We start from the raw sequence: 25926 nt of genomic DNA, 5'->3' as shown, positions 1-25926 counted from the left end.
GCAATGGACGGCAAGCAAATCCTCAGCGTCGGCATTGATATTGGGACGAGCACGTCGCAGCTTGTGTTTTCCCGTCTGGAACTGCGCAACCGGGCGGCGGCCTGTCAGGTTCCGCGTTTTGAAATTACGGATCGCCGGATCATCTGGCAGAGCCCGGTGGCCTTCACGCCGCTCACGGACGTGGAGACGCTCGATGAGGCGGCGCTCGACGTCCTTATCCGGGGCTGGTATGCGGAGGCGGGGGTACGCCCGGAAGAGGTGGAGACGGGCGCGGTCATTGTGACGGGCGAGAGCCTCAAGACCGTGAACGCCCGGCGCACGGTCATGCGTCTGGCGGACAGCCTCGGAGATTTTGTCGTGGCCTCGGCGGGCCCGCATCTGGAATCCGTCATTGCGGGGCGGGGCGCGGGTGCGGCGGCGCTTTCCGAGGCGCGGCGCGGTACGGTCTTGAACATCGACATCGGCGGCGGGACTTCCAACTATGCGGTATTCCGTGCCGGCCGGGTCGTTGATACGGCTTGCCTCAACATGGGCGGGCGTCTGGCGGAAACCGACGGGCACGGCTGGATCACCCGCGTCCGCAAGCCGCTTCTTCCCGTTCTGGAAGGGTTGTATGGTTCCCGTGCGCCCGAAACCCTTGGCCCTGACGATATTCCCGCTATAGCGGATCGCATGGCCGGGTTGATCTGGCAGGTTCTGGCTGATGAGCGTTCCCCGCTGGCGGATCGGCTGCTCCAGACGCCGCCTCTGAAGCCGTGGCGCTATGATGCGGTGACGCTGTCGGGCGGGGTCGGGGCCTGTTGCGCCGAACCGGACGCCGATCCGTTCCGGTTCCGGGATTTGGGGCCGTCGCTGGCCCGCGCCATCGTGCGCCACCCCGGTTTTGCGGCGTTGCCCCTCCTGCCGCCATCCCAGACGGTGAGGGCTACGGTGATCGGTGCAGGATCATGGATGCTCTCGCTTTCCGGCGCGACGGTCTGGGCCGACGAGTCCCTGTTGCCGATGCGCAACCTTCCCGTGGTGTCCCCGTGGCTGGACTGGCACGCCGGGTTGACCCCCGCCGCAGTGGAAACGGCAATCGGGGATGCCATGCGGCGTATGGATCTTGACGATGCGGATCGTTTTGTCGTGGGGCTTCCCGCTGGGATGCCCGTGACCTATGCGACGGTTTGCCTGTTGGTCGAGGCGTTCGCTGGTTTTTGGAGCCGCCGCCCGGAAGGTCAGCCCGCATTGGTGGCGCTCGCGGAGGATATGGGCAAGGTGCTCGGCATGGAGCTGCGCCCCCGCCTGAACGGGCGGCCTTTGGTGGTGCTTGATGAATTGAAGCTGGCCGACGGGGACTATCTGGACATGGGCAAGCCGCTGTATGAGGGCGGCGTCGTGCCCGTCACCATCAAATCATTGGCCTTTTCCGGCTGATCCGCAAATCCCTATGCCATGAACGACAACGGGTTTTTGTTTAATCTCGAACGGGCGCAGGCAGGCCCGGTGGATGAGGAGGCGCTTGCCCGCAAGATGGCTGCCCGTGCCTGAACGGGCGGCCTTTGGTGGTGCTTGATGAATTGAAGCTGGCCGACGGGGACTATCTGGACATGGGCAAGCCGCTGTATGAGGGCGGCGTCGTGCCTGTCACCATCAAATCATTGGCTTTTTCCGGCTGATCCGCAAATCTTTATGCCATGAACGACAACGGGTTTTTGTTTAATCTCGAACGGGCGCAGGCAGGCCCGGTGGATGAGGAGGCGCTTGCCCGCAAGATGGCTGCCCGTGCCGTCCGTGTGGCCCGCGCGCACGAATCCGTATTCACCGAGGCGAACGGCTGGGCCGGGCAATTTCCGGGGATGCCGGGATATTACTACTTTGTGGACAGCGACGAAGACCAGTATGTCATTGTTGAGGCGATCGGCGTGGACGATGGCTTCGAGCTTTATTACAGCGGCAGTGAAATAGCCTTTCCGCCTGAGGGGATGGACGGCAAATGGAAGCCCGTTCCCGTGCCGTGCGAGTGTTTGCGGGAGAGGGGCTGATATGGCTCTGTCAGAGCCTGTGTTCGTTTTATCTCTATAATATGGTGAAAATACAGCCTTTTTATCAAGTTTTTCATCGGCGGAATCCATGGCTGGGGCATTTCGCCGATTATTCTTTTGGAACTTCAAAGAAAAAAGCATCAACCATTTCCTGTGGCACAGCCAAAAATATTGGAAGGGGAGCACGCTGCCGCTGCGGGCCCGGAATGCCCGCAATTGGCGTTTGGCGATGAAGGGGGTTCCGCCCGTTAGGGGCTCTTCCTCCCCTTTTCCCCTCATTTTTCCAACGGTGCTGTGCGGTTGGGAAGCTGTCCGCTGGGAACCCGCTTCCTGCGGCTTTGTGTCAGGCGATAGCTTTCCATGAGCAGGGCCCGGAGTTCCTTTTCGGCAAAGCCGCTTTCCAGAAGGATTGTGATCCAGTGCTTCTTGTTCATATGGTACGCGGGCAGGATCCCCGGATCGCCGTACAGCAGCATGTCCAGCACTTGGGTACTCTTCACATTGATGATTTCGGCGTTGCCTTTCCCCGGCAGCCCCAGCTTGGACTGGGGCACGCTCATCACGATGCCGTACCATTTCCCATTATCCGCATGTCTCAATACGGCGTATTCCGGCTCTTGCGGCCACGGGTAGTCCGGTTCCGTGCCGAATGTGGCCTTTACGTACGCGAACAGTTCATTTCGGGTAGGCATAGACGCTCCCATGTGCGGGTTCGTGTTTTGGGTTTGCGCATGTTGGTTACGGGGAAAACCGTCAACGAGGATTCGACAGGCGCGGACGTTTTTGGAGAGGGAGAGATGGACGCAAGCCGACTCTATAAATGGGGGAAGGGGAATTTCTTTCAGAAAAATTCCCTTTCCCCCGTTTTTATGCCCGGTTAACAGTATGGGCTTTATTCTCCCACCGACGCCTCGGCCTTTTCGATTTCCTGTTGGATGAATGCCGCGAGATCGGCGGGCTTCCCGCCCTCGAACCAGGCGACCCAGAGGGAGGCGTTTTCGTTATAGTCCTTCAGCGACTCGTAAAAGCCCACGGCCCGTTGCGAAGCCACGGCATAGCGCAGTTCGGGGTGGCTGGTCTCGAAGACCCGTTCGGCATCCTCAAACGGTGCCTTGTTGATTTCTTTGACTTGGAACATGCTTTTCTCCATTGGTGGACGTGTGCCCCTGTGTAGCCTTTCCGTCAGACGGCGGCAAGATGCGTTCGTAACGTCCGCCCATCGCCTTGTAGATCTGGTTCTCGTACCGGATGACCCGGTATTTCGCTTCCAGCGCCGAAAGCATGGAGTTGTCCGCCGTATTCAGGGCATCCAGATAATCCTTGAGCTCGGCGGCGCCGAGATCGTAGCGGGTCTGGTAGTATTCCCCGATGCGCACGTCCTTCTGGTGTTTCGACAGGGTGTTTTCCAACGAGCGCCGTGCGTTGGCGTAACTGAAATAGGCGGCGTCCACCTCATTGAGCGCCGACGTCACGGCCTGCGTGAAGTCCAGTTTCGCCGACTCAAAGTCCGCTTCGGAAATCTTGATGTTCCAGCGGATGGTGTTCCATTGCAGGAACGGGAAGCTGACGCGCACCGTGCCCGCGAGCAGGGGCAGGTCAAAGACCTTGCTTGAGGTCGAGGACGAGGTGCCGAGCGTCGAGCCGATGGAGATCGCCGGGTACCAGCTTGCGCGATCCGACTCCAGCGTCTTGAAGGCGCTTTGCAGGCGGGCTTCCGAGGCCCGGATGTCCGGGCGCGCGGCGAGGGCCGCCACGGGAACGTCGAGATCGACCCCGACCGTGGGGTAGGACATCAGGTCGGCATTGCCGATGGCCGGGTTCTCACCGGGGCGGATATTGAGCAGATCCCGGAGCGTCTGGCGGGCCACGTTCTGCCGATCATGCAGATCAAGCAGGCTGTTGCGGGCAGAAAGCAGGGATTGCTGCGCCTGAAGGGGCTCCACGGAAGCCACCTTGCCCAATTCGTACTTGGTTTCGATGAGGCGGAGCAGCTCCTGATAGCGCTTGACGCCGGCTTCCATGACCTTGATGGATTCATCAAGGTATTTCAGCTCGAAATAGGTGTCCGCCACGCTGTTGACGAGGGCCAGCCGCGCGGTTTCCCGGTCTTCCATCGTGGCCTTGTATTCCCATTCCTGCGCGTTGGCGGCGTTGCGGAGCTTCTGCCACAGGTCTACCTCGTAGCTCACCCCGAACTCGGTCTGGTACGATCGCGCGGCGTTGCCGTTGTCGATGTTGTGGGATGCGGAGGCGGAAGCGTCCGCCGAAAAGGAGGGCACGAGATCCGCGGAGAGCAGGCGTGCCTGATACAGCGCCCGGTTCACCTTGATGGCGCTCAGGGCAAGATCCACGTTCCGCTCCAGCGCCAAGGCCACGATCCGGTTCAGATCCGCGTCGTGGTAGCCTTTCCACCATGCGGTGTTCAGGCTGTAGCTGGCGGCGACGTCCTCCGCCGGGAGCAGATCCGTTTTCAGGCTGCCCATCGGGTAGTTGGCGCAGCCGCCGAGCCCAAGGACGAGCAGGGCGGCGATCAGTCGTATGGCGTTCATCATTCCCTCGAAAGCGCGTCGATAGGGTTGAGGCGGGAGGCGTTCCGCGCGGGCATGAATCCGAAGACGATGCCGATGGCCGACGAGCAGGCCAGCGCCAGCAGCATGGAACCGGCGGAATAGGACATGGTGAAGTTGGAGACGAGCAGATCGAAGACCACGCCGATGAGGTAGGACGCCACGATGCCGAGCACGCCGCCGATGACGCAGATAAGCACGGCCTCGATGAGGAACTGCTCCATGATGTTGCCCTGTTTCGCGCCGATGGCCATGCGGAGCCCGATTTCCCGCGTGCGTTCCGTGACCGACACCAGCATGATGTTCATGACCCCGATGCCGCCCACGACCAGCGAGATGAGCGCGATGCCCGAAATGAGCAGGGCCATGGTCCCGGTGGTGCTCTCAATGGTCTTTTTGATGCTGTCCGTGTTCACGGTGAAGAAGTCCGTCTTGCCGTGGCGGGCCGTGAGCAGGGCGGTCAGGTTCTTTTCCGCCATGAGCGGCATGACGTTGTCCTTCACCTTAACGATGACCGAGGAAATGTGCCGCTGCCCGGTGATCTTGTTCATGACCGTAGTGTAGGGGGCCCACAGGTTGAGGGCGTCGGTGGGGCCGAATACGGAATCCTGCTTTTCGGCCACGGCGATGATCTCCAGCGGCTGGCGGTTGAACAGGATGACCTGCCCCACCGGCTCGCCCCCGTTCGGGAACAGCTTTTTCCGGGTATTGTCGTCGATGACCACGTAGGAATGGTTCGCCCGCACGTCGTCCTTGTTGAAGAACCGGCCTTCGGCGGGCTTGAGCCCCTTGACGTCGAAATACTGCTCGCCTACGCCGCTGAGCTGGGCGTTCACCGTGATGTTGCGGTAGACGAGCGTGCCCGTCGCCGTGGTGTTGGGCGTGGCGCTGTCGATGTAGCTCTGCTTGCCGAGGACGTCGGAGTCCGCGACGGTGAGCGTCTTGACTTTGTCCGATTTCCGGTCGCCGAAGCCGTGTCCGGGATAGACGTTGATGGTGTTCGTGCCCATCGAACTGATGTTGGCGATGATCTTTTCCTGCGACCCGCGCCCCAGCGCGACTACGGACACCACCGAGGCGATGCCGATGATGATGCCGAGCATGGTCAGCACGGATCGCATCTTGTGGGCGAGGATGGCCTGCACCGACATTTTGAACGCCTCGACGAACTGATCCTTGCGGAACATGAGGGAGGCGCGGGGCGAACGGGGGAGTTCGCGTTCCGGTGCGGGGACGAGTTCCCGGCTCCGGGTGTCGGAAATGATCGAGCCGTCCTTGATTTCGATGACCCGGCTGGCGAAGCCCGCAATGTGGTGGTCATGGGTCACGACGATGATGGTGTGCCCCCGCCGGTTCAGTTCGGTGAGGATGTCCATGACGTTCTCGCCGCTTTTGGAGTCGAGGGCGCCGGTGGGCTCGTCGGCAAGGATGATGCTGCCGCCGTTCATGAGCGCCCGGGCGATGGAAACGCGCTGCTGTTGGCCGCCGGAAAGCTCATTGGGCTTGTTTTCCAGCTTGTTCGGCAGGCCCAGATCCGCAAGCAGGGACTTGGCCCGATCAAGGCGCGTCTTTTTGTCCACCCCGGAGTAAACGGCGGGCAGGGCCACGTTTTCCGTGGCGGACAGCGTGGAGAGCAGGTTATAGCGCTGGAAGATGAATCCGATGCGCCTCCCGCGCAGCTCCGCGAGCTCGTCGCTGCCGAGCGTGCCGATGTCCACGCCGCCGATGCGGCAGACGCCGGAGGATTGGGTGTCGAGGCAGCCCAGGATGTTCATGAGCGTCGACTTGCCTGAGCCGGACTGTCCGATGATGGCGACGAAGTCGCCTTCTTCGATGGCAAAGGACATGTCCTTCAGCACATGGACGCGGTTTTGCCCGGCCCCGAAGAATTTGTTGATGCCTTCGGCTTCGATGATGTTCATAGCCGCGGTCCCCGGTGGCGCTGCTGGCCTTGGGCGTCCTGTTCCTGCTGGGTGACTTGGGCGGTGATCACGGCGTCGCCTTCCTTGAGCCCGGAAAGGATCTGGATATGGATGCCGTCGGCGATGCCGGTGGTCACTTCCCGGCGCTCAGGCTTGTCGCCGGGGCCGAGCACGCGCACGAACTTTTTGCCGTTGCCGGACTGGACGGCGATCACAGGGACGAGCAGGGCATCCTTGACGTCCGCCACGGTGATCACGTTCTGGGTGGTCATGCCGATGCGCAGCGGGCCCTGCTTGTTGTCGATAAGCGCCTTGCCGTAATAGTACACGGCGTTGTTCGAGGATGTGGAGGATGAGGAAGAGGAACTGCCCGTCGATGAGGTGGTCTTGTAGCTCCCGTCCGTGAGCGTGGTCAGGCCGGGGTCGATGGAGGTCAGGACGGCCTTGTATTCCGTTTCGGGGTTGGAAAGGATGGTGTAGGTGATGGGCATGCCCGGCTTGACCGCCGTAATGTCGCCCTCGGAGATTTCGATTTTGATTTCCATCTTGTCCAGATCCGCGATCTGGACGATGGTGGGCGTGGTCTGGTTGGCGTTGACGGTCTGGCCTTCGTCCACGGGCACGGAAACGATGGTTCCGTCGAGCGGCGCGGTGATGCGGGTGTAGCCGAGGTTGACCTCGTCCGTGTTTACGGCGATCTGGGTCTGCCGGATCTGCGATTCGAGCTCGGTCACTTCGGCCTTGGCGAGGGCATAGGCGTTCTCGGCGTCCTCAAGGCTTTCCTTGGAGGCTGCGTCGCGTTTCTTGAGCTGCCTTTCGCGGTCATACTTCGTTTTGGCGATTTTCAGGGCCACTTTTTTGGCGGCAAGCTGCGATTCGTAGGACTGGAGCCGGGCCTTGTCCGTCTCAAGCTGGTTAAGCTGCGGCACGGAGTCGATTTCGGCAATCAGATCGCCTTTCTTCACATCCTGCCCAAGGACGACATGCAGCCTTTTGATCTGCCCGCCGACCTGTGCGCCCACGCTGACGAGCTGGACTGCGCCGACTTCGCCGGTGGCGTTGACGGTTTTAGTAATGTCTCCGATCGTCACGGGTTCCGTCAGATAGGCCATCCCGTCGCCTTGATCCATACGGAACACATACCACGCGGCGACCGCTGCGGCGATGACAAGCGCCGCGATGAGGAACGGTTTCTTTTTCATCAATACAAATCCACTGTACGGCATTCCCGAAAGGGAAAGCCCGTTTTGTCGCCCGGCGGAGCCGATGCGGTGAGCGTTTTGGGGAATCGCCCCACAAGGGGCGCGCTAGTCCGCCTTGCCCTCTTTGGGCGGATGCTGCATTTTCCTCGACAGTTGCTTTTCCAGAAACTCTTGGGCCACGGCCTTCTGGCGTTCATCAAGCAGCGGGGCCATTTCGTTGAAATGCTTGATGATGAATGCCCTGCGGAAAGCTTTTGCCCGTTCCGATTCTTGAAGGAACTCAGGGTGGAGACGGATAAAGATTTCCCGAACCTGTTCCTGCTGTTTCGGGGTGAGATCCAGCACTTCCGCCAGATGTTCGACCGCCCGGTCGGGGCCCGGAGGCTGCCGGAACAGCTTGAACATGCGCGGGTTGCTGCTGCCGATGGCGATACCGATGAGGCACCCTGCCGCAAAGGTCAGGCCGAGTGCCAGCAAACTTTTGAAGCGGGTTCGCATCAGAAAAACACCTCATATCCGGCAAGGGCCGCCTGCGCGTATTCGGCGAGGGCGGTGCCGGGATCGCCCGCGTGCCAGAAGAGCATCAACGCGCAGAGGATAATGGCGGCATTCGCCAACGCAAGGGGCCGGAAGCGCTGCGCCAGCCAGTCAGGGACATCGGGATCGTCCATCGGGCTGAGCCGGACGGCGAACATCACGCGCTCCTCCCATGTCTCGTCGAGCAGGGAAGCCCGGCCCGTACGCCCTTCGTTCCAGCGGCGCCGTGCCTCTTCCAGCAACCCGTCATCGGGGGATTGAAAGCCGATAAGGGCGGACAGCACGCCGCGCAATGACTGCAAAAGGTTGTTCATGATTGCCTCCCGAGGTTTTCCAAAGGGGGGGTGAGCGCTTCGCGCAGCTTTGCCTTGCTGCGGTGAACCCTGACCCGGACGTTGATCGGCGTCATGTCCATCATGGCCGCCGTCTCCGCAATGGAATAGCCTTCCAGAAAGGTGAGCGTCAGGAGCATGCGATCGCGGGGCTCCAACCGCTGCAGGGCCGATTCGAGCTCTTCCCGTAAGCCGCGGCGTTCGTTTTCTTCCTCATAGAGCCGAAACGAGGCCTGCTCGGTCAAGCCTTCCGTTTCATCTTCTTCGCCTTGGGCCAGAGAGCTGAATGGCGCTTCGGGCCTGTAGCGTTCACGCAGCCGCTCGTAGCAGCAGCGCAGGGCAATGGTCGCCAGCCAGCGCTCGAAGGAACCTTGGCCTTGGTAGGAGCGCAGGCTCCTGTACGCCCTGACGAAGGTTTCCTGTGCCACTTCGGGCACCTCGTGCGGCAGGACATGCGCGGAAACGAGGCGCTCCACGCGCGGCCCATAGGTTCGCAGGATGGAGCGGAATGCTTCCGCGTCGCCGTTCAGCACGGCCTGAAGGGTTTCTTCTCCCGCCTCCGGGATCATGGTCTGTTCCTTTTCTGTCGTTCAACCCTGCGCCTTTCGGACGGAGAGAGCACGGGAAAGATGCCCTGTACAAGAAGAGTGTGCCGTTCCGTGTGGAATTGTTACACCGGGCGGGAAAATTTTTTGGGAGGAAATTGGGGGAGGGGAGAAGGGCCCCTTTCCAAAGGGGCCCTTCTCCCCTCCCCCAAACCCCCGCCCCTCATCCCCCTAAACGTTTCGACTGATGGGGAGGCCGCGCGCCAGGAGTTCCGCTGGGTGAACATATTATGGAAGGTGAAAAATGTTGGGAAGAGGTAAGGGGCCCATAAAAGAAGGGGAATCCTTTTTACGTTTTTTGTAAGGCTGGCGGCTTTGGTGCAGTATATGTGAAAGAATCCTGTTCGCGTATTGTTTTTTGTCATATTTTTAAAAAAGGCTGTGTCATAGAAAATGGTTGATGCTTTTTTCCTTGAAGTTCCACAGGGATAACCGACAAAATGCCTTAGCCCTGTATTCCGCCAAGAGAAAAACCGAAGAGAAAAGGCTGTATTTTTCACCGCACTATTGAGATGAAGCAACCACATCCTATGACAGAGCCTTAAAAAACTCAGGGAGCTGGGGAAACAAACAGCCCTTTCAGTATATGAAGGAGCGGCATTATAACAAACTGTAAGGTTGTGTACTAGGACGTGTCGTTATTTTACATGTGATTATTTGAGATTATTAAAATAATTTTTTGCGACTTTAAAATAATTAAATAATTTCAATATATTATATATAATTAATGTCATAATCTAGGGTAAGCAGTTGATACTTTTATATTTAGCTGTGCCATAGGAACTGGTTGATGTTTTTTTGAAGTTCCAAAGAAATAACCAGTAAAAGGTTTCGGTCATAAAGTCCGCCAACGGAAAAATTGGAGAGAAAGGATATTTTTTACCATACTGTGAAGAGCAAACAACCACATTCTGCGGCAGGCCTATAGTAATTGATGTCATCACATTCGGTTAAGGTATCTGCTGGCGGGCCCAACGATGCAAGATGCTTTCTCCAGCATCTATCTTGAATGGCCCCGTCATAGTATAAAATTGGGCTCTGGCATAGTATAGTTGCTTTATCTCCATAGTGCGGTGAAAATACAGTCTTTTTCTCCAAATTTCCCCTTGGGGGAGTCTACGATTAAGGTATTTGGCTGACTATTCCTTTGGAATTTCAAGAAAGCATTAACCGTTTTTTATGGCACAGCCTCTTGAATAACATGAAGCAAAAGGCTGTGTCATAGAAAATGGTTGACGCTTTTTTCCTTGAAGTTCCAAAGGGATAACCGGAAAAATGTCTTAGCCGTAATCCCGCCAAAGGGAAACCGGAAAAAGGCTGTATTTTCCACCGTACTGTGGAGATGAAACAACCACATACTATAACAGAGCCAAGCAAAAAATAACCTATTGTTACAATAAACTAAACCGCTAAACCATCCACAGATCCACTCACACAGGGAATGCCGTGAACAGGGATTCGATAAACGCGAAAATCTTTGAAGAGGGAGGGGTGGGGTTCGGGGAGGGGAGGGAGAAACTTTCTTAGAAAGTTTCTCCCTCCCCTCCCCGAATAAACCAACACTGATACACCCTTTCAAGGGCGATTGTTTTCACGTACGGTTTTGAATACCACAGGGCTCAGCAGAAGCACGCCGATGAGGTTGGGAAAGGCCATCAGCGCGTTGAAGGTGTCGGCAAGAATCCAGACCAGATCAAGCTGGGCTAGGGCGCCGATGGGCACGACGATGGTATAGAGGACGCGGAAGGGCTTCAGCGCCCGATCCCCAAACAGGAATATCGCGGAGCGCTCCCCGTACACGCACCAGCCGAGGATGGTGGTAAAGGCGAACATGACCAGCGAAATAGCTACGATGGACGAGCCTGCGCCCGGCAGGGCGGTTTCAAAAGCCCGCGCGGTCAGCGAAGCGCCCTGAGCGCCGAGGGCTGTCCATTCCCCGGTGACGAGGATGGCGAAGCCGGTCATGCTGCACACGATCATAGTCGTGATGAACACGTCGAGCATCCCAATGGTGGCCTGCCTGATCGGGGTGGAGGTCGCGGTGGCGTGGGCGATGGGCCCGCTGCCGAGCCCGGCTTCGTTGGCGAAGATGCCCCGTGCCATGCCGAACCTGACGGCCATCATGACCGTGGCCCCGGCAAAGCCCCCTTGCGCCGCCGTGGGCGTGAAGGCTTCCTCAATGACGTGCAGGAACATCGCGGGCACTTCCTTGATGTGCAAAATGATGATGAGCAGCGAGGCGAGCGTGTACAGGGCCGCCATGAAAGGCACTATTTTCCCGGCGACGCTGCCGATGCGCCGCAGTCCGCCCAGCAGGACGGAAGCGATCAGCAGGAACAGGATCAGTGCCGTGATCCATGTCGGGATGCCGAAGGTTCCCCAGAGCACGCCGGAAATGGCGTTGGTCTGCACGGCATTGCCGGTTCCGAAGCAGGTTATCGCCGCAAAAATGGCGAACAGCCCGCCGAGCCATTTCCATTTTTCACCGAGGCCGTTCTTGATGAAGTACATGGCCCCGCCCACGAAATTCCCCGCCGGGGTCACTTCCCGGTAGTGGACGGCAAGCAGGATTTCGGAAAACTTGGTCGCCATGCCCACCATGGCGGTACACCACATCCAGAACAGCGCGCCCGGGCCGCCCGAAAGGATGGCCGTGGCCACGCCGACGATGCTCCCCGTGCCGATAGTCCCCGCGAGGGCCGTCATCAGGGCATTGAACGGCGTCAGCTCGCCCTTGTCGCCCGCCGAGGAGCTCCTGCCCTTCCAGAGCATGGAAAACGCTGAAAAAATGTTGCGGAACGTATAGAAACGCAACCCTACGGTAAGGTAGAGGCCCGTTCCGATCAGCAAGATCAGCATGCCCGGTCCCCAGATCACGTCGTTGATCGCCTTCAAAGCCTGCATCAGCGTTTCCATCGTTGTCTTCCTGCGTTGCGTATTCGGGAGCTTGGTTCTATGGTGGCCGCGCACCGTTCAGCGGCGGTGCGGGACGTCCCTTTTTCAAGGGGACCCTCTGGCATGTACCGTATTGCAGGGGAAAATTTCATTATTATCACACCCGGTGAATCCGGTTCCGGACGTATGCGTACCGGTGCGCCGCCGTTCCCTTTGAGGGGAATAGGCCAGAGGGCGCGCCCCTTCACGCAATGAGGAATCCATGTTGAAAACATTCGTGTTGTGCCTTGCCGTCCTGTTGGCCGCATGCGGGGCCAAACCCGCCCCCAAGCCTTTCCCCGCCCCTGCCCCAACCGCCTCTTCCGAGATCCGGCGGCTGCCCCATCCCGCCGTCGAAGCGCTGGATGCCCCGGCCCCGCTGTTCCGGCAGGCCTCGGCGGAACAGGCGCGTGCGCAGATCGCCCGTATGGATAAGGCGTCTATGGGGCTGCGTTCGTGGATGGAATTGGCCCCCGCGCTGGAGCGGAGCCTTGCGTATGCCCGGAGTTGGGAACCGGACGAGCGGGCCGCCGAGCACAGCGGAATCAGGATCACATGGGGAGAGGTGGTTGCGTCGCTGGAAAAGCTGAAGGCGATACTGCCGCGGCTCGACGCCCAGCCCGAACTGCTGGAAAAGGGGTTCCGGTGGCTGGGAGTCACCCCTGAAGTCAAATTTACGGGATACTATTCGCCGGTGCTGCAGGCCAGCCGGACGCGCAAGCCGGGATACGAATATCCGATCTACCGCCTTCCGGAAGAGCTCGCCCCGGATTTGGCGTGGTGCCTGCCTACGCACAGTTGCCCTGAGGAAGCCTTTTTGCAGGTGATCAAACCGGAAGATCCGTATTACAGCCGGGCGGCCATCGATCTGGACGGAGCACTCAAAAACCGGAATCTGGAAATGGCATGGCTGGGGCATCCGGTGGAGACGTATGATCTGATGTTGGAAGGTTCCGGCATTTTGGCTTTTGACGACGGGACGCAGCAGGCCGCCCTGTTTGCGGGGCTGAATGGGCATTCGGGCCAGAGCATGGCGGGCTACCTGATCCGTTCGGGGGAACTTCCGCGCAGCAAGGCCTCGATGAAGGGGATCCGCCGGTGGTGGGACAGCCATCCCCAAAAGCGCAGGGCCTTTTTGAACGCTTCCAGCGGCTACGTCTTTTTCCGGTTCGGTGCCGAGCATCCGAAAGGGACGGCTGGCTGCGAACTGACGCCGTGGGTCAGCATGGCGGTCGATCCGCGCGTCCTGCCGCTTGGCGGCATCGTTTCCTACGCGCTTCCGGGGCGGCAGGGCATCAGGAGAGGGCTCGGCTTCGCGCATGATACCGGCGGAGCGATCCGTTTGCGGCGCATCGACATGTACACCGGGGAGGGTGAAGAAGCCCGCCGCCAGGCCATGGCTATTTACAATCAGGGGCAGGTCTGGCTGTTGTTGGCGAAACGGTGAGCTTTGCCGAAAAAGTGAGTCTTCCCCTCCGGGGGATAAAAGCCGTTGCCGTGGCGTTTCGCGCCCGGCTCCATGCGTTCATGCCTTTTCCTTACCGCAACGAACCGTGCGTAAAACGCCAAGGCCGAGGGAGGCAGTCCCCCTTGGCCTTGGTGCGGAAGTGAGGTTGTTGAAGAAATATTCGGGACGATGATGAACGGCCTGCCGCATACATCCTTGGTTGGGGCGGGAGGCGGAAACCGCCCTCATGCGGCCCCCGCGCCTGATGGCGTATCAGACGCGCCGTTCCGGGGGGAAGGTTCCCCGGAACCCGGAGGTCTAGTAGTTGCAGTTGGAACCGTAGCCGCCGTGTCCGCCATGACCGCCATGACGCCCGCCGTGGTGGTAGCTCCTGCCGTTGCCCATCATGCCGTAGCCCGCCATGCCGCGGTCGTTTTCCATCCTGTCGCCGAGGGCCATGCGTTCGGCACGGAGTTGGGAACGGAGTTCCGCCACTTCGTTGGCGAGCTTGGAGATGGCTTCCGGCTTAGCGTTGGGGTTGCGGGACAAGGCTTCCAGCTCAATGTCCTTGGCGTCCAGCTTGTCCTGAATCGGGGATACGCGGCTGTAATACTCCTTCATCATGGCATCATAGGCGCTTTGGTTTTCGGGAGAGGACGCGGGCATCCCGGCGTGGCTGCCATAGCTGTGATATCCGTTGTAGGCGAAAGCGGACACGCCGGAGCCAAGGACAATGGCGGAAAGGGCGAAAGCGGCAATAAGGGCGCGGGTCTTCATAATATATGCTCCTGTGCTGGTGTTTGAGAGGTTGTGTGGGAAAACATAAGGCTCTGTTATAGTTTGTGGTTGTTTCATCTCCGCAGTACATTGAAAATACAGGTTTTTTCTCCGGGTTTCCTCTTGGCGGGAGCTACAGATAAGGCATTTTGCCGGTTATCCCTTTGGAGCTTCAAGGAAAAAAGCATCAACCATTTTTTATAACACAGCCAAACATAAATTCGTTGCGATGATGCCGAATATATGGTGAAGCGGTTGGCCGCAAATGTTCCGGTTGGGGTGGAAGGCGGAAACCGACCCCTGCGCCTGTAAGGTATCGGGGGAGCCGCTCCGGGGAGGAAGCCTCCCCGGGAGCTTGGAGGCTAGTAGCTGTAGCTGGAACCGTAACCGCAGCCGTGTCCGCCATGACCACCGCCGTGATGTCCGCCGTGGCGGTAGCCCATCATGCCGCAACCCATCATGCCGCGGCTGGGCTGGACCCCGAGTTCCTTTTCCATCTTGTCGCCGAGGGCCATGCGTTCGGCACGGAGCTGGGAGTGGAGTTCCGCCACTTCATTGGCGAGCTTGGAGATGGCTTCGGGCTTGGCGTTGGGGTTGCGGGACAGGGCGTCAAGCTCAATGCCCTTGGCGTTCAGCTTGTCCTGAATCGGGGACACGCGGCTGTAATAGTCCTTCATCATGGCATCATAGGCGTTCTGGTTTTCGGGAGAGAGCGCGGACATCCCGGCGTGGTTGCCATAGTGGTGGTACCCGTTGTAGGCGAAAGCGGATACGCCGGAACCGAGGACGAGGGCGGAAAGGGCAAAAGCGGCGATAAGGGCGCGAGTCTTCATAATGTGTACTCCAGTAATGGTGTGTTGATTGAAAGGTTGAAGCCAAACGGCTTGCCAAGAGTATAGCAACAGGCGTGCCAAAGTACATTGTGTTTTGTAATATATGGATTTTATTTGTTAAAATAAAAATACGATCTTCGGCGCTTCACGGGCGGCCCCGTGAGTGGGTAGAATGGAACCACAACGCGTTTCCGAGTGTGTAAAAACGTCACACTTCCCAGCCGGAGGCAGGGGAGGTACGCTTCATCAACTTCGGCGCCTTCAGCATGGATGCCTTCCCAGCCGGAGGCGGGATGGGTACGCCGGGGAACCTGCGGAGCATGGGGCCGAAAGCGGCTTCAATCCGGGAATGGTTTTTGCTGTACCTCAAAAAAATTCGGATCCCAAGATCCGGCAGCCGGGTATCGTCAGCCGGATGCCGCTCCGCAAAAGGATATTCATGTGTATATGTCGTCATTAAAGAAAATGCCCCGGTGGCTCACGCTGTTCCCGTGGTTCGTCATGCTCTGTGCCTTGCTGTTTTCAGCGGGGATTGTGGTGTTCGGGCTGCACAACGCCAAACGCGAATCGGATTTCACGTCCCAACTGACCCTTGAAAAAGGGGCGGCGCTCATCAGTGCGCTGGAAGGTGCGCTGCGGACTGGCATGGGGTACCACTGGTCTGATGAAGTGCTGAGCGATCTGCTCAATAAGGTTGGGGAGCAGCCGGACATCATTTCACTGGTGATCACCAACCGCAACGGGACGGTACTGATGGCGGCGGATACCAGGCTCATCGGCACGAGCTTCCTGCCTCCGGAAGTGTTGGCAAAGCTCGATCCGGCCCGGCAGGTCAAATGGAATACGACGGAATTGCCCGGTGGGATGCCCGTATTCCAAGTGTACAAGCAGTTTTCCGTCCCTCTGGGCGAACGCCGCAGGCATGGCGGCGGGCACGGGATGATGAGGCGCGGGATGGGCGGCTCGTGCGGCATGTTGGAAGAGAGCATTGCCGAGGGCACATCGCTGGTTATTTTCGTCGAGTACGACCTCACCCCCCTTGAGGAGGCGCAGGCTGCCGATGAAAAGCATATGGCGGTCATGTTTGGCATCCTCGTCTTCGTGGGCTTGGTAGGGGGGATTACGCTGTTCCTGATCCAGAGCTATCGGCGTTCGCGCAAGCTCGTGCAGGAAACGACGGCCTTTTCTTCGGAAATCCTGCGGACGCTGCCGGTGGGCATCATTTCCACGGACATGGACGACCGCATTACATCCATCAACCCCGCCGCACAGGATATTACCGGGCTGCACCGGACGGCGGCGACGGGGCGGGGCCTCCATGACCTGCTGCCCGGCGTATGGGCCGTGCTTGAAGGGCGGACGGCTCAGGAAGCCGCGAGGGAGCAGGAGGCTTGGTGTACGATCGGTGAACGCCGGATTCCGTTGGCGATCAGCGCCTCGCATATTGTGACCGAGGAAGGCGAAGCCATCGGCACGGCTTTGATCATGCGCGATCTTGGGGAAATCCGGCGCCTCCAGAGTGAACTGCGGCGGCGGGATCGTCTGGTGGCCCTCGGCAATATGGCGGCGGGCATCGCCCACGAAGTCCGCAACCCCCTCAGCGCCATCAAGGGGCTGGCCCGTTTCTTCATGGAAGCGAGCCCCGAAGGAAGCGACGAAAGCCGTATGGCCGACATCATGACGAAAGAAGTGCTCCGTCTGGACAAGGTGGTGGGCGACCTCCTCGATTTTGCGCGCCCCGATGTGCTGAACCTGACCGATGTCGCGCTGAACGAGCTTGTGGAGCGGGCCCGTGATATGGTGCGGTCGGATATGGACGCCCACAAGATCCGGTTTGAGGCCGAACTGCCGGAGCCTCCGCTTTCCGTGCGGCTGGATCGGGATCGCATGACGCAGGTGCTGCTCAATTTGTTTCTCAATGCTGTACAGGCCATGCCCGATGGCGGTAAGCTGCGGGTGTGGGCCCGGATGGAAGGCACCGAGTTGGCGCTGGACGTTGCGGATACGGGGTGCGGCATTGCCCCCGAACGCCTTGCGGATATTTTCAGCCCTTATTTCACCACCAAGGCCAGCGGCACGGGGCTGGGGCTTTCCATCGTGCACAAGATTGTGGAAGCGCACGACGGCACGATTGAGGTCGCCAGCACGCCCGGCGAGGGTACGGTGTTCAAGCTCCGTTTTCCGTTTGTGGCGTAGGCGGGGATGGGGAAAAACGGGGGAGGGGAGCTCCCTTCAGAAAGATTTCCCTCCCCGGCCCCGACCCTCCTTTCCCAAGCGTTTTGATGTTGTTGAATCCCCTCCGTTTTTCCGGTTTTTTATGAAGTTCATAATGTGGCGGAAGGGAAGGTTTTGTTGGGATTGTATATACCGATTGATCGAGAATCATTTGAGGAGTGGCATGGCTGAGAAAGGTTCACATACGGTTCTTGTGGTGGATGACGATCCGGGGCATCGCGGGATGCTTGAGGCGCTCCTTGGCCGCTGGGGGCTGGCCGTCACGTCTGCGGGGGATGGAAAGGAGGCTGTGGCGCGGGTATGCGAACGGCCTTTTGACGTGGTCTTGATGGATATCCGTATGCCTGACATGGACGGCATCACGGCTTTGAAGGAAATCCGCAAGTACAACCCGGCTGTGCCGGTCGTGCTCATGACGGCGTATTCCGCCGTGGAATCCGCTGTGGAGGCCATGAAGTCCGGGGCCGTGGATTATCTCATCAAACCCCTCGACTTCGATCTGCTCAAGTCCACCTTGTTCAAAACGCTGGAACACAGCGAGGCCGTCCGGCCCGGCGAGCGTTTCCCCGTCCCGGTGGAGGGGATTGTGGGAAACAGCCCTGCCGTCCGCAGGATGCTGGAGATGATCCATACGGTGGCCCCTTCGGAGGCGACGGTATTGATCAACGGCAAGTCCGGGACGGGCAAGGAGCTGGTGGCGCGGGCCATCCACAACCAGAGCCAGCGCAAGGACGGCCCGTGGGTGGCGGTGAACTGTGCGGCCCTGACCGAAAGCCTTCTGGAGTCCGAATTGTTCGGGCACGAGAAAGGCGCTTTCACGGGCGCGGACAAGCGCCGGGACGGGCGTTTCCTGCAGGCGGACGGCGGAACGCTGTTTCTGGATGAAATCGGTGAAATTTCCCTGCTCATGCAGGTCAAGCTCCTGCGGGCCATCCAGCAGCGGGAGATCCAGCGCGTGGGAGGCGACGCCACCCTCAAGGTGGATGTGCGCATCGTGGCGGCGACGAACCGCAACCTGCTGGATGAGGTCGCGGCCGGGCGTTTCCGCGAGGATTTGTATTATCGGCTCAATGTCGTCAGCATACAGGTTCCGTCCCTTCAGGAGCGGAGCGAGGACATCCCCCTTTTGGCGGAGCACTTCCTCAAGGTTTTCGGCGAGCGGAACCGCAAGGATGTGAAGGGGTTTACCCCCAAGGCGATGGACATGCTGGTCAAATACCCGTGGCCGGGGAATGTCCGCGAGCTGGAGAACGCGGTGGAGCGGGCCGTGGTGCTGCTGTTCGGCAGCTACGTTTCGGAACGCGAACTGCCGCTTGCCGTAACGCAGGCGTACGGGCAAGAGGAGGGCACGGAACCGTCAGCGCTGTCCGTCCCTCTGGAGGGGGCGACGCTGGAGGACGTGGAGCGCGAAGCCATCCTCCGTATGCTGGACAGTGTTGGCGACAACAAGAGCGAAGCGGCGAAGCGGCTGGGCATCTCCCGCAAGACCCTGCACACCAAGCTCAAACGGTACGGGCAGGAGCAGGACTGATCACATTTGGGCAGGGAGAAGCGGCCCGTCCCCACCCGGTACGGGCGGGAAACAGGGCTGATCACATTTGGCGCGCCCTCTTGCGCTGCCAGACGAAGAAGTGGAGCAGGGCCATGCAGCCGTGCCCGATCAAATAGAGTTCGATGAGGAATGACAGGTTCTTATGGGTTTCCAGCGCCGGCCCCGCGAACGATGAGCCGTTCAGCCAGAGGATGAACCAGATCAGGCCGCTCAGCACGACGAGCAGCAGGGCGCCGAGCCCAAGCCCCTGCACGGTGGTTGCCAACCCCTTCGGGCGCGGCGGAACCATCTTGAAGCGCAAGCTGGCCTGAACGTCTTTTTTGAGTTGTTCCGTATCGCCCCAGAGGTAGGGGAAGAAGTAATGAAAGCCGCGCTTCGTGAGGCTGTCCGCCGCAAGCAGCAGGCTGACGATGACAACGAGCAGGCCTGACAGGATATGATACCACGAGGCCAGCCAACTGCTGAGGGCGGGATTGATCTGCCCGGACGGAAGCATATGCATGGCGAAGCTGCTCAGGATTTGCAGGATAACCAAGGCGGCGATGATTGCGTGCAGGAACCGCATGTAGGGTTTCTGGAAGAAACCAAGGAACTGCCAGAGCAGTTTCGCCTGATTGCCGAGTGCGGATGTGACGGGCATGGGATTCTCCTTTTTCCGCCATCATACGCGAACGGTTCAGGGAAACGCCATGATAGAAAAGAGGGGAGGTTAGAGGAATATTGGGGAGGGGGAGGAGAAACTTTCTAGAGAAAGTTTCTCCTCCCCCTCCCCAAACCCCACCCCTTCCTCTTCAAAGATTTTTGACTTTATCGAATCCTTTTTGACAGGTTTTCCAGTGCACCGGGGGAGTAGTGTCGCGGACGCAGGAGGCGTACAAGACGGTCGGGGGCCTGTGTACAGGGGAGTAGTGAGCACAGTACGTTCCTTGCCCGTTTCGGAACGTTTTTTTCCTGCGCACCGGGGAAAAGTGCCCATTTTATCCCCCACCCGATCTGGCTCTGGTAGTTTTTCTGTGCACAGGGGAGCAGAGTTTGGGTTGTGTCGTTGTGTTACATATAATTGTTTGAAATTATTTAAAACAACTTCTGCAACTTGAAAAATGGTTAAATAGTTTCAATAGATTATATCTGGTTGACGACACGACCTAGGTTCCGAGGCGGATCTGCCCGCGCATGGGATTTCCCTGTACGCAGTGGCAATGCGTGAGGGGGATGGACGTGCCGTTAGCCACATATATTTCCCTGTGTACATGGGGAGCGATGTCCCTGAATCTTTTTTGGGGTTCTGCCTATTTATCGGTTTTTCTGTAGCAATGCGGCCTGAAAAGGTTCTGCAATCACAACGGTTGGGTTTTCTTGTACGCAGGGGGAAACAGTGGCTCCACGGCTAAGGCATTTTTCCGTTATCCCTTTGGAGCTTCAAGGAAAAAAGCATCAACCATTTTATAACACAGCCTCTGCAAAAGGTTTCCCCCTCCCTTTCCGTCGGTTTTTCATCTACCTCAACAAACAATACGAAGCATGCTTGAGGCCCTCGGCGGCCAAACGGGACTCCAGATAAAGGGAAAGTGCGGCGACGGCCCTGTCGCATACGGGGAAGACGGGGATGCCCCGCTCACGGAGGGCCTTGCGGAGCGGTTCAAACTTCTCGCCGCCGTCCATAACCGCGACCATAGGCTTGGAAGTACGGGAACGGACATCGGAAAGCAGCGTCAAAATGCCGTCCGGGGCATCCATGTGGAAGGCGTCGATGTCCGTTTCGGCAAGCGAATGCGTGACCGGTGAAAGGGGATCAAGGCCGATGACGACGGCGTCGATGTTTTCGTCGTTGAGCAGCAGCTCGGCCATGTAGGCATGGACTTCGTCGTCCGCGCCGGGGTTGATGTCGAGGGGGTTCTTGATCGGAACCAGCTTTTCCAGCCCTTTTGAGGCGATGAGCCGTTTCATGGCCAGCCGGGTGGTTTCGGAATACGTACCGAGGGACATGCTGTACTCGTCGGATTGGAGCGAATCCGCCATGCCCACGGCCTCGAACCCCGCGCCGCTGACCGCGCCGAGCCGTTTGCCCCGGATGGTCGCGTTGGTGAAGGTTTCCGCCAGAAGAATCAGATCTTGGAATTCCGTGAAGCTGCGGGCCATGATTGCGCCCGCCTGCCGGATGCAGCTTTCGCAGACCATGTAGTCCCCGGCGAGGGATGCCGTGTGTCCGCTGGTCGCCGTCTTGCCTTCGGGCGTCCGCCCGGCCTTGTAGAAAATCACTTGCTTGTCGCGCCGTATGGCCTCGCGCACGGCTTCCGCAAACTGGAGCCCGTCGAGATCCTTAAAGCCTTCCGCGTAGACGGCGATGACGTCCACCTCTTGGGAGTCCATGAAGTGGCGCATCATGTCCCCAAGTGTGAGATCTGTCTGGTTGCCCATTGAAATGAGGTAGGACGGGCTCATTTCCGGCGTCTGGCTGAACCGGTTCAGAAGGAAGGCCCCGCTCTGGCTGACGATGGCGGTGCGGCGGCGGGGGTATTGCCTGTAATCCGGCATCTTGGCGGCAGGGATGAACCATGTGTCGAATTTGCCCGGACGGGAAATCACGCCCATGCAGTTCGCCCCAAGGAAGGCCGGGCCGCCGTCCCCTCCGGTTGCGAGGCTTTTATGGGCTTCGGTGATGCGGGCGATCATGCGCTCGGTCATTTCCCGGCTTTCTTCGGTTTCGCCAAGGCCGCCGGGGATGAGCATGACGCTGTGCGCGGCGTTGGTTTCAATGATTTCATCCACCAGAGGCGGAACCTGTTCCGCTCCGATGGCGACGATGAACAGATCCAGCGGTTCAGGAAGCGCACGGAGGTTCGGCACGCAGCGCACCCCGCTGGCGTCGTTTTCCCCGTCACGGATGATGACGAGCTTGTCGCGGTCAAAGCCGGAGCCGATGATGTTTTCAAGGATGATCCGCCCAAAATTCCGGCGTTTGGCGGAAACGCCGATGATGCCGATGGATTTGGGGTGCAGCAGGTTGTCGATTTTGGGGATGGGGCGGGGGGTGGCCCGTTCGCCGGGAGTCGAAAAGCGGCACATGCCGTCCAGCGGAACCATGAGGTAATCCGTGAACGTGAAGGGGTTGATTTCCAGCTCTTCGATAATGAACGGCGCATCGGGGTTGCAGGGGGAGAAGTAGTTCCCCATGCGGATGAACGACTCGAAGCATTCGATAAGCTGGTCGTCGGTCACGATGCGGCGTTGCCCGCGGGTCAGCCCGGCGAGTTTCCGGTAGGAGACGGTCTTGCGGAAAAGCTCGAAGAAGGCATCGCCGTCGGTCAGCTCAGTCAGTGCGGCGACGATGGCCTGCCCCTTGCGGAAACGCTCGGCGTAAAGCTCGGTGTCCGTACCGCCGAGGCCCGCGCTGATGACCATGCCGAACTCGCGGGTGCGGCGCAGGCCGACGATCAGCTCGTTGCCGAACGATGCGGAGTCCGGCGGCATGAACTGCACTTGCAGGACGCCCTTGAGGTCGGCGGCGATGGCGTTCTGGAGCGCGGTTCCGGCCAGCCCCTTATAGCTTTCTGGCGCGGAGGCGGGGCGGCGCTCGATCCATTCGGCATAGCGTTCCGGCACCTCGGAGAGCATGCGGCGTACGGCGGAACGCACTTTGTCGGGCGTTTTGGGGACGATGCGTACGCCGCCCACTTCGGTCTTGTGGACAATGGTGGGGGAGACGATTTTCAGCACGGCCTTTTCGCCGGGCAGGGACATGATCTCCTCTTCCATCGGTTTGGCGTTCCGTGGGATGAAGGAGCATTTGGGGGGCGTTTCCGAACCGGAAAGGCTCAGTAGGTTATACACTTCAAATTCATAGAGGAAATGCCGCCCCTCGGCGTGGGCGTTGCGGAACAGCTCGGTAATGGGCTGATATTCGACAGTCAGATTCATGCGGGTCTCCAGCGGGTTGTGCGGTCGGAAAGGGAATCGTCGCTCCGGGGCATTTTATCCCTTTTTGCTTGGGGAGGGAATCTCGTTGTAGGCGGGAGATATTCACGTCTTCAATGAAAGTTGAATTTCAACTAGATGAAATTCAAAACTAATTTTTTATAAAATCATCGAAAAGGCGAATGTCTCGTAGGCGGAGGCATTGCAATGGGGGAGGAGCCTTTTCTTATGGCCTGTGCAGTATCTGATTCATGCTGTTTTCGTATTGATTTCATTGCGCTTTGAAAGGGGGTTGCGGGCGTGCCAGCGACGACAAACGCTTTTCTCAGTATCTACCTTGAATTACATGAAAGGAAAGGCCGCGCCATAGGAAACTTGATGCCCCATTTTGGGGCTCTGTCATAGTACATGGTTGTTTTATTTTTGTAATATACTGAAAATATATGCTTTTTAAAAGTTTTCTGCTGGTGGGCTCTGTGATTGGGGGATTTTATTGGTTATTTCTTTGGAATTTCAAGGAAATAAAGCATCAACCGTTTTCTATGACACAGCCTATTTTTTAATTGGCTCTGTTATAGTTTGTGGTTGTTTCATCTCCACAGTGCGGTGAAAATACGGCCTTTTTATCCGGTTTTCCCCTTGGCGGGAGCCACGGCTAAGGCCTTTTTCCGGTTACCCCTTTGGAACTTCAAGGAAAAAAGCATCAACCATTTTCTAGGACACAGTCTATTTTTTTAATTCCAAAGGGGTGGCCAGTGAAAAGCCCCCAATCATGGAGCCCCTCAGCGCAAGACTTGAGAAAAACTGTATTTTCAGCGTATGTTAGATATAAAACAACCGTATTGTTTATCCCTTTTTTATCCAAAAGAGAAAGCCCTTACAGACTGTCATCTGTAAGGGCTTGAAAAAATTGGTGGGACGTGCGGGGATCGAACCTTCGACTCTCTGCTTAAAAGGCAGATACTCTGAGTTTAATAGAACCCGATTGAACCATACTGAATTTTATATATACAATTAATTAATTAAGTTTTGTTTGTTGACACCTCGTCTTGTTTTACCTAACCTGATGTCGAAGGTTGGAAATAGGGTTGGAAATAGAAAACGAGGTTGGAAAATTATGTCCGATATGAGACGAGAAAAAACCCAGTATCCCGGCGTGTTCTATCGTATGGCAGAGCGTATCGGGGGGCCGGGGATGGAAAAAGTTTTCTATATCCTATTCAAGCGTGACGGGAAAACCGTCGAAACCAAAGCAGGTAGGCAGTATAAGGACAACATGACAGCAGCCAGTGCCGCGAGACTTCGTGCCGCCATACTTGAAGGCAAAGAGTCTACCAGAAAAGAAAAACGACAAGCCCGCGAAGCCGCCAAAGTCGCAGAAGCAATGCGCCCGACATTATCAAGACTCCTTGAAGCGTACAAAGAAAGCAAGCCAGATCGAAACTGGGCTACGGATATCAGCCTTTTTAATAAGTACCTTGCCGTATTTTCAGAGAAAACACCATGCGAGCTGCTAACCACAGACATGGACGCTATACGTACAAGCATGTTCAAGGCCGGAAAGTCCGCTCAAACCGTCAAGCACGCCTTGGCGTTGGTTAAGCGTATCATCCGGTTTGGCGTCAAGCGCGGCATGACTCCCATGCCTGATCCCTCGCGCCTCTGTATCGAGTTGCCCAAGGTCGATAATGTGAAAACGGAAGTGCTGACCCCCGCCCAATTGGCGGCTCTTCTGCGTGCATTGAATGAGGAAGACGATCCCCTTCTGACCGGGCTTGTACGGTTGGCGATGTGTACGGGGATGCGGCGCGGTTCTTTGCTTGGTCTGCAATGGAAAGACATTGATTTTGAACGGGGCTTCATCACTCTGGAAGGGGCGCACGCCAAAAAGAAACAGACAAGCGTCATTCCGATGAACGCGCAAGCGCGCCATATTCTGGAGAATGTGCCTCACACTTCAAGTCCTTTCGTTTTTCCGGGTAAAAACGATGATCGTCCCCGTGTAGACATCAACCGCTTTATGCGTCGTCTCAAGGTCAAGGCAGGGCTTCCGGAGGACTTCCGCCCACTGCACTCTCTGCGGCATACCTTCGCTTCCTATCTTGCCAGCTCCGGGCAGGTAAGCATGTACGAATTGCAAAAATTGCTCACCCATGAATCGCCGCAAATGACGCAACGCTACGCCCATCTCCATGATGAGGCTCTTCAGCGGGCCTCTGGCGCGATAGAGGTCATGTTTGACAAGGCCAGACGAGCGGACGCTGAGACGGCGAGCCTTGACAATATAACTCAAAGGTAATATTTTATGGCATGGCAAGTTATTTTATGCGACGAATTCGAGCCGGAGTTTGATGCTCTGCCATCACCGCTTCAAGACGAACTCCTTGCTCATCTGAAGGTGCTTGAGGCAAAGGGACCGATGCTCGGCAGGCCGCTGGTGGATACGCTCAAAGGTTGCACTTTGACCAACCTGAAAGAACTCCGTTTTTCGTGGAATAACCAGCCATTTCGATATCTGTTCGCCTTTGATCCCAAACGCTCCGCCATTGTGCTCGTGGGCGGCAGCAAGGCGGGCGACAAGCGATTTTATGAGAAAATGATTCCCGTAGCTGAACAACGTTTTGCACGTCACCTCAAACGGGAAGGAGAAAAGCAATGAGTCGTACCCTGAACGACATTATAACAGGATTGCCGGAAGAACGCCGCCAGAGCATCGAAGCCCGTGCCGCAACACTTCTGGAGCAGGAAATCCTGCGCCAGTTGCGCAAGGCTCTGGGACTTTCTCAGAAGGATTTAGCTGGACTTATGCACATTACACAGCCCGCTGTCTCCAAGCTCGAACGTCAAACGGATATGCAACTCAGTACGCTTGCAGGTATTGTTGAGGCGATGGGCGGAACACTAGAAATAACCGCACGGTTTCCAGATAGAGGACCCGTGCGGCTAGCGTAGTGTTATCTTAACATATTATATACAAATGTTCTCACCGCACCTTACTCTTTTTTGATTCTTTATAATCGTTCAGTATATATTCAATTACG

The 25926-nt window shown here is 57.9% G+C and carries 23 protein-coding genes; 9 read left to right on the top strand and 14 right to left on the bottom strand.

The genetic code is table 11. The features are described from left to right. Window positions 1-3: 3 nt before the first annotated feature. From AC6I1V_RS03985 to AC6I1V_RS03975, 3 genes are all read left to right on the top strand, one after another. A complete protein-coding gene (locus AC6I1V_RS03985; protein WP_486854973.1) occupies window positions 4-1419 on the top strand; it encodes an ethanolamine ammonia-lyase reactivating factor EutA in 1416 nt (471 codons plus the stop codon). Window positions 1420-1547: 128 nt separating this feature from the next. After that, the gene (locus tag AC6I1V_RS03980) at window positions 1548-1661 is read left to right on the top strand and encodes an ethanolamine ammonia-lyase reactivating factor EutA (protein ID WP_486851087.1); all 114 of its coding nucleotides are present in this window, start codon (window positions 1548-1550) and stop codon (window positions 1659-1661) included. Window positions 1662-1679: 18 nt separating this feature from the next. Beyond that, a complete protein-coding gene (locus tag AC6I1V_RS03975; RefSeq protein ID WP_308771180.1) occupies window positions 1680-2027 on the top strand; it encodes a hypothetical protein in 348 nt (115 codons plus the stop codon). Window positions 2028-2302: 275 nt separating this feature from the next. Here AC6I1V_RS03975 and AC6I1V_RS03970 read toward each other — a convergent pair whose 3' ends face one another. The 9 genes from AC6I1V_RS03970 to AC6I1V_RS03930 all read right to left on the bottom strand — a co-directional run bounded on the left by AC6I1V_RS03970 (window position 2303) and on the right by AC6I1V_RS03930 (window position 12108). Further along, the gene (locus tag AC6I1V_RS03970; RefSeq protein ID WP_302553443.1) at window positions 2303-2719 is read right to left on the bottom strand and encodes an MmcQ/YjbR family DNA-binding protein; all 417 of its coding nucleotides are present in this window, start codon (window positions 2717-2719) and stop codon (window positions 2303-2305) included. 200 nt (window positions 2720-2919) lie between these two features. Then, on the bottom strand, window positions 2920-3165 hold the full coding sequence (locus AC6I1V_RS03965; RefSeq protein WP_308771179.1) for a hypothetical protein: 246 nt from the start codon (window positions 3163-3165) through the stop codon (window positions 2920-2922). Then, window positions 3128-4576 (bottom strand): TolC family protein, encoded by a 1449-nt coding sequence (locus tag AC6I1V_RS03960; RefSeq protein WP_497736861.1) that lies wholly within the window; start codon window positions 4574-4576, stop codon window positions 3128-3130. The genes AC6I1V_RS03965 and AC6I1V_RS03960 overlap by 38 nt, the downstream gene beginning before the upstream one ends. Continuing rightward, entirely contained in the window at window positions 4576-6516 is a 1941-nt protein-coding gene (locus AC6I1V_RS03955) for a MacB family efflux pump subunit (RefSeq protein WP_302553439.1), read from the bottom strand. The genes AC6I1V_RS03960 and AC6I1V_RS03955 overlap by 1 nt, the downstream gene beginning before the upstream one ends. Further along, window positions 6513-7718 carry an efflux RND transporter periplasmic adaptor subunit gene (locus AC6I1V_RS03950; RefSeq protein WP_302553438.1) on the bottom strand — a complete coding sequence of 402 codons (1206 nt, stop codon included), beginning with the start codon at window positions 7716-7718 and terminating at the stop codon, window positions 6513-6515. Before AC6I1V_RS03950 ends, AC6I1V_RS03955 begins: the two co-directional genes overlap by 4 nt. Window positions 7719-7823: 105 nt before the next feature. Further along, a complete protein-coding gene (locus AC6I1V_RS03945; RefSeq protein ID WP_302553437.1) occupies window positions 7824-8216 on the bottom strand; it encodes a type 2 periplasmic-binding domain-containing protein in 393 nt (130 codons plus the stop codon). Then, window positions 8216-8569 (bottom strand): 5'-nucleotidase, encoded by a 354-nt coding sequence (locus AC6I1V_RS03940; RefSeq protein ID WP_486854902.1) that lies wholly within the window; start codon window positions 8567-8569, stop codon window positions 8216-8218. Before AC6I1V_RS03940 ends, AC6I1V_RS03945 begins: the two co-directional genes overlap by 1 nt. Next, window positions 8566-9156, bottom strand: a complete 591-nt coding sequence (locus AC6I1V_RS03935) for an RNA polymerase sigma factor (RefSeq protein WP_486854903.1) — start codon at window positions 9154-9156, stop codon at window positions 8566-8568. The genes AC6I1V_RS03940 and AC6I1V_RS03935 overlap by 4 nt, the downstream gene beginning before the upstream one ends. A gap of 1611 nt (window positions 9157-10767) precedes the next feature. Then, window positions 10768-12108 carry an alanine/glycine:cation symporter family protein gene (locus tag AC6I1V_RS03930; protein WP_479860122.1) on the bottom strand — a complete coding sequence of 447 codons (1341 nt, stop codon included), beginning with the start codon at window positions 12106-12108 and terminating at the stop codon, window positions 10768-10770. A gap of 241 nt (window positions 12109-12349) precedes the next feature. Between AC6I1V_RS03930 and AC6I1V_RS03925 the strand changes: the two genes are divergently transcribed. Beyond that, window positions 12350-13573, top strand: coding sequence for an MltA domain-containing protein (locus AC6I1V_RS03925; RefSeq protein WP_486854879.1), 1224 nt, complete (start codon window positions 12350-12352; stop codon window positions 13571-13573). A 318-nt stretch (window positions 13574-13891) separates the two neighbouring features. Here the strand turns inward: AC6I1V_RS03925 and AC6I1V_RS03920 are convergent, their stop codons facing one another. From AC6I1V_RS03920 to AC6I1V_RS03910, 3 genes are all read right to left on the bottom strand, one after another. Beyond that, entirely contained in the window at window positions 13892-14350 is a 459-nt protein-coding gene (locus tag AC6I1V_RS03920; RefSeq protein ID WP_486854878.1) for a periplasmic heavy metal sensor, read from the bottom strand. Between the two features lie 362 nt (window positions 14351-14712). Then, window positions 14713-15183 carry a periplasmic heavy metal sensor gene (locus AC6I1V_RS03915; protein ID WP_486850993.1) on the bottom strand — a complete coding sequence of 157 codons (471 nt, stop codon included), beginning with the start codon at window positions 15181-15183 and terminating at the stop codon, window positions 14713-14715. A 208-nt stretch (window positions 15184-15391) separates the two neighbouring features. Further along, entirely contained in the window at window positions 15392-15640 is a 249-nt protein-coding gene (locus tag AC6I1V_RS03910) for a hypothetical protein (protein WP_486854877.1), read from the bottom strand. Between AC6I1V_RS03910 and AC6I1V_RS03905 the strand changes: the two genes are divergently transcribed. Next, window positions 15631-17379, top strand: a complete 1749-nt coding sequence (locus AC6I1V_RS03905; protein WP_486854876.1) for an ATP-binding protein — start codon at window positions 15631-15633, stop codon at window positions 17377-17379. The genes AC6I1V_RS03910 and AC6I1V_RS03905 overlap by 10 nt on opposite strands. Before the next feature lie 202 nt (window positions 17380-17581). Continuing rightward, window positions 17582-18949 carry a sigma 54-interacting transcriptional regulator gene (locus AC6I1V_RS03900; RefSeq protein WP_302554675.1) on the top strand — a complete coding sequence of 456 codons (1368 nt, stop codon included), beginning with the start codon at window positions 17582-17584 and terminating at the stop codon, window positions 18947-18949. Window positions 18950-19010: 61 nt separating this feature from the next. Here the strand turns inward: AC6I1V_RS03900 and AC6I1V_RS03895 are convergent, their stop codons facing one another. Both AC6I1V_RS03895 and AC6I1V_RS03890 read right to left on the bottom strand, forming a co-directional pair. Further along, a complete protein-coding gene (locus tag AC6I1V_RS03895; RefSeq protein WP_302554676.1) occupies window positions 19011-19610 on the bottom strand; it encodes a cytochrome b/b6 domain-containing protein in 600 nt (199 codons plus the stop codon). Between the two features lie 857 nt (window positions 19611-20467). Continuing rightward, window positions 20468-22888, bottom strand: a complete 2421-nt coding sequence (locus AC6I1V_RS03890; protein ID WP_486854921.1) for an acetate--CoA ligase family protein — start codon at window positions 22886-22888, stop codon at window positions 20468-20470. A gap of 1114 nt (window positions 22889-24002) precedes the next feature. On the opposite strand from AC6I1V_RS03890, the gene AC6I1V_RS03885 reads away from it, so the two are divergent. The 3 genes from AC6I1V_RS03885 to AC6I1V_RS03875 are packed head-to-tail and all read left to right on the top strand — an operon-like array spanning window position 24003 to window position 25837. After that, window positions 24003-25184: a tyrosine-type recombinase/integrase gene (locus AC6I1V_RS03885; RefSeq protein WP_497736860.1), complete on the top strand. Its 1182-nt coding sequence runs from the start codon at window positions 24003-24005 to the stop codon at window positions 25182-25184. A gap of 6 nt (window positions 25185-25190) precedes the next feature. Beyond that, window positions 25191-25544 carry a type II toxin-antitoxin system RelE/ParE family toxin gene (locus AC6I1V_RS03880; RefSeq protein WP_486854146.1) on the top strand — a complete coding sequence of 118 codons (354 nt, stop codon included), beginning with the start codon at window positions 25191-25193 and terminating at the stop codon, window positions 25542-25544. Then, on the top strand, window positions 25541-25837 hold the full coding sequence (locus tag AC6I1V_RS03875) for an XRE family transcriptional regulator (RefSeq protein WP_486854147.1): 297 nt from the start codon (window positions 25541-25543) through the stop codon (window positions 25835-25837). Before AC6I1V_RS03880 ends, AC6I1V_RS03875 begins: the two co-directional genes overlap by 4 nt. The last annotated feature ends 89 nt before the right edge of the window (window positions 25838-25926 follow it).

It is taken from the genome of Bilophila sp. T19-St14 (assembly GCF_059728385.1).
Note: the sequence above shows the minus strand (reverse complement) of the source record. Positions and strands in the feature narration are given on the sequence as shown.

What these genes read in the sequence shown, in the direction of transcription:
- AC6I1V_RS03950 (WP_302553438.1), bottom strand. Translation starts at nt 7,718, where the DNA reads ATGAAAAAGAAACCGTTCCTCATCGCGGCGCTTGTCATCGCCGCAGCG.
- AC6I1V_RS03900 (WP_302554675.1), top strand. Translation starts at nt 17,582, where the DNA reads ATGGCTGAGAAAGGTTCACATACGGTTCTTGTGGTGGATGACGATCCG.
- AC6I1V_RS03970 (WP_302553443.1), bottom strand. Translation starts at nt 2,719, where the DNA reads ATGCCTACCCGAAATGAACTGTTCGCGTACGTAAAGGCCACATTCGGC.
- AC6I1V_RS03925 (WP_486854879.1), top strand. Translation starts at nt 12,350, where the DNA reads ATGTTGAAAACATTCGTGTTGTGCCTTGCCGTCCTGTTGGCCGCATGC.
- AC6I1V_RS03915 (WP_486850993.1), bottom strand. Translation starts at nt 15,183, where the DNA reads ATGAAGACTCGCGCCCTTATCGCCGCTTTTGCCCTTTCCGCCCTCGTC.
- AC6I1V_RS03890 (WP_486854921.1), bottom strand. Translation starts at nt 22,888, where the DNA reads ATGAATCTGACTGTCGAATATCAGCCCATTACCGAGCTGTTCCGCAAC.
- AC6I1V_RS03910 (WP_486854877.1), bottom strand. Translation starts at nt 15,640, where the DNA reads ATGACGACATATACACATGAATATCCTTTTGCGGAGCGGCATCCGGCT.
- AC6I1V_RS03955 (WP_302553439.1), bottom strand. Translation starts at nt 6,516, where the DNA reads ATGAACATCATCGAAGCCGAAGGCATCAACAAATTCTTCGGGGCCGGG.
- AC6I1V_RS03945 (WP_302553437.1), bottom strand. Translation starts at nt 8,216, where the DNA reads ATGCGAACCCGCTTCAAAAGTTTGCTGGCACTCGGCCTGACCTTTGCG.
- AC6I1V_RS03895 (WP_302554676.1), bottom strand. Translation starts at nt 19,610, where the DNA reads ATGCCCGTCACATCCGCACTCGGCAATCAGGCGAAACTGCTCTGGCAG.
- AC6I1V_RS03940 (WP_486854902.1), bottom strand. Translation starts at nt 8,569, where the DNA reads ATGAACAACCTTTTGCAGTCATTGCGCGGCGTGCTGTCCGCCCTTATC.
- AC6I1V_RS03875 (WP_486854147.1), top strand. Translation starts at nt 25,541, where the DNA reads ATGAGTCGTACCCTGAACGACATTATAACAGGATTGCCGGAAGAACGC.
- AC6I1V_RS03985 (WP_486854973.1), top strand. Translation starts at nt 4, where the DNA reads ATGGACGGCAAGCAAATCCTCAGCGTCGGCATTGATATTGGGACGAGC.
- AC6I1V_RS03935 (WP_486854903.1), bottom strand. Translation starts at nt 9,156, where the DNA reads ATGATCCCGGAGGCGGGAGAAGAAACCCTTCAGGCCGTGCTGAACGGC.
- AC6I1V_RS03960 (WP_497736861.1), bottom strand. Translation starts at nt 4,576, where the DNA reads ATGAACGCCATACGACTGATCGCCGCCCTGCTCGTCCTTGGGCTCGGC.
- AC6I1V_RS03885 (WP_497736860.1), top strand. Translation starts at nt 24,003, where the DNA reads ATGTCCGATATGAGACGAGAAAAAACCCAGTATCCCGGCGTGTTCTAT.
- AC6I1V_RS03965 (WP_308771179.1), bottom strand. Translation starts at nt 3,165, where the DNA reads ATGTTCCAAGTCAAAGAAATCAACAAGGCACCGTTTGAGGATGCCGAA.
- AC6I1V_RS03930 (WP_479860122.1), bottom strand. Translation starts at nt 12,108, where the DNA reads ATGGAAACGCTGATGCAGGCTTTGAAGGCGATCAACGACGTGATCTGG.
- AC6I1V_RS03905 (WP_486854876.1), top strand. Translation starts at nt 15,631, where the DNA reads ATGTCGTCATTAAAGAAAATGCCCCGGTGGCTCACGCTGTTCCCGTGG.
- AC6I1V_RS03880 (WP_486854146.1), top strand. Translation starts at nt 25,191, where the DNA reads ATGGCATGGCAAGTTATTTTATGCGACGAATTCGAGCCGGAGTTTGAT.
- AC6I1V_RS03975 (WP_308771180.1), top strand. Translation starts at nt 1,680, where the DNA reads ATGAACGACAACGGGTTTTTGTTTAATCTCGAACGGGCGCAGGCAGGC.
- AC6I1V_RS03920 (WP_486854878.1), bottom strand. Translation starts at nt 14,350, where the DNA reads ATGAAGACCCGCGCCCTTATTGCCGCTTTCGCCCTTTCCGCCATTGTC.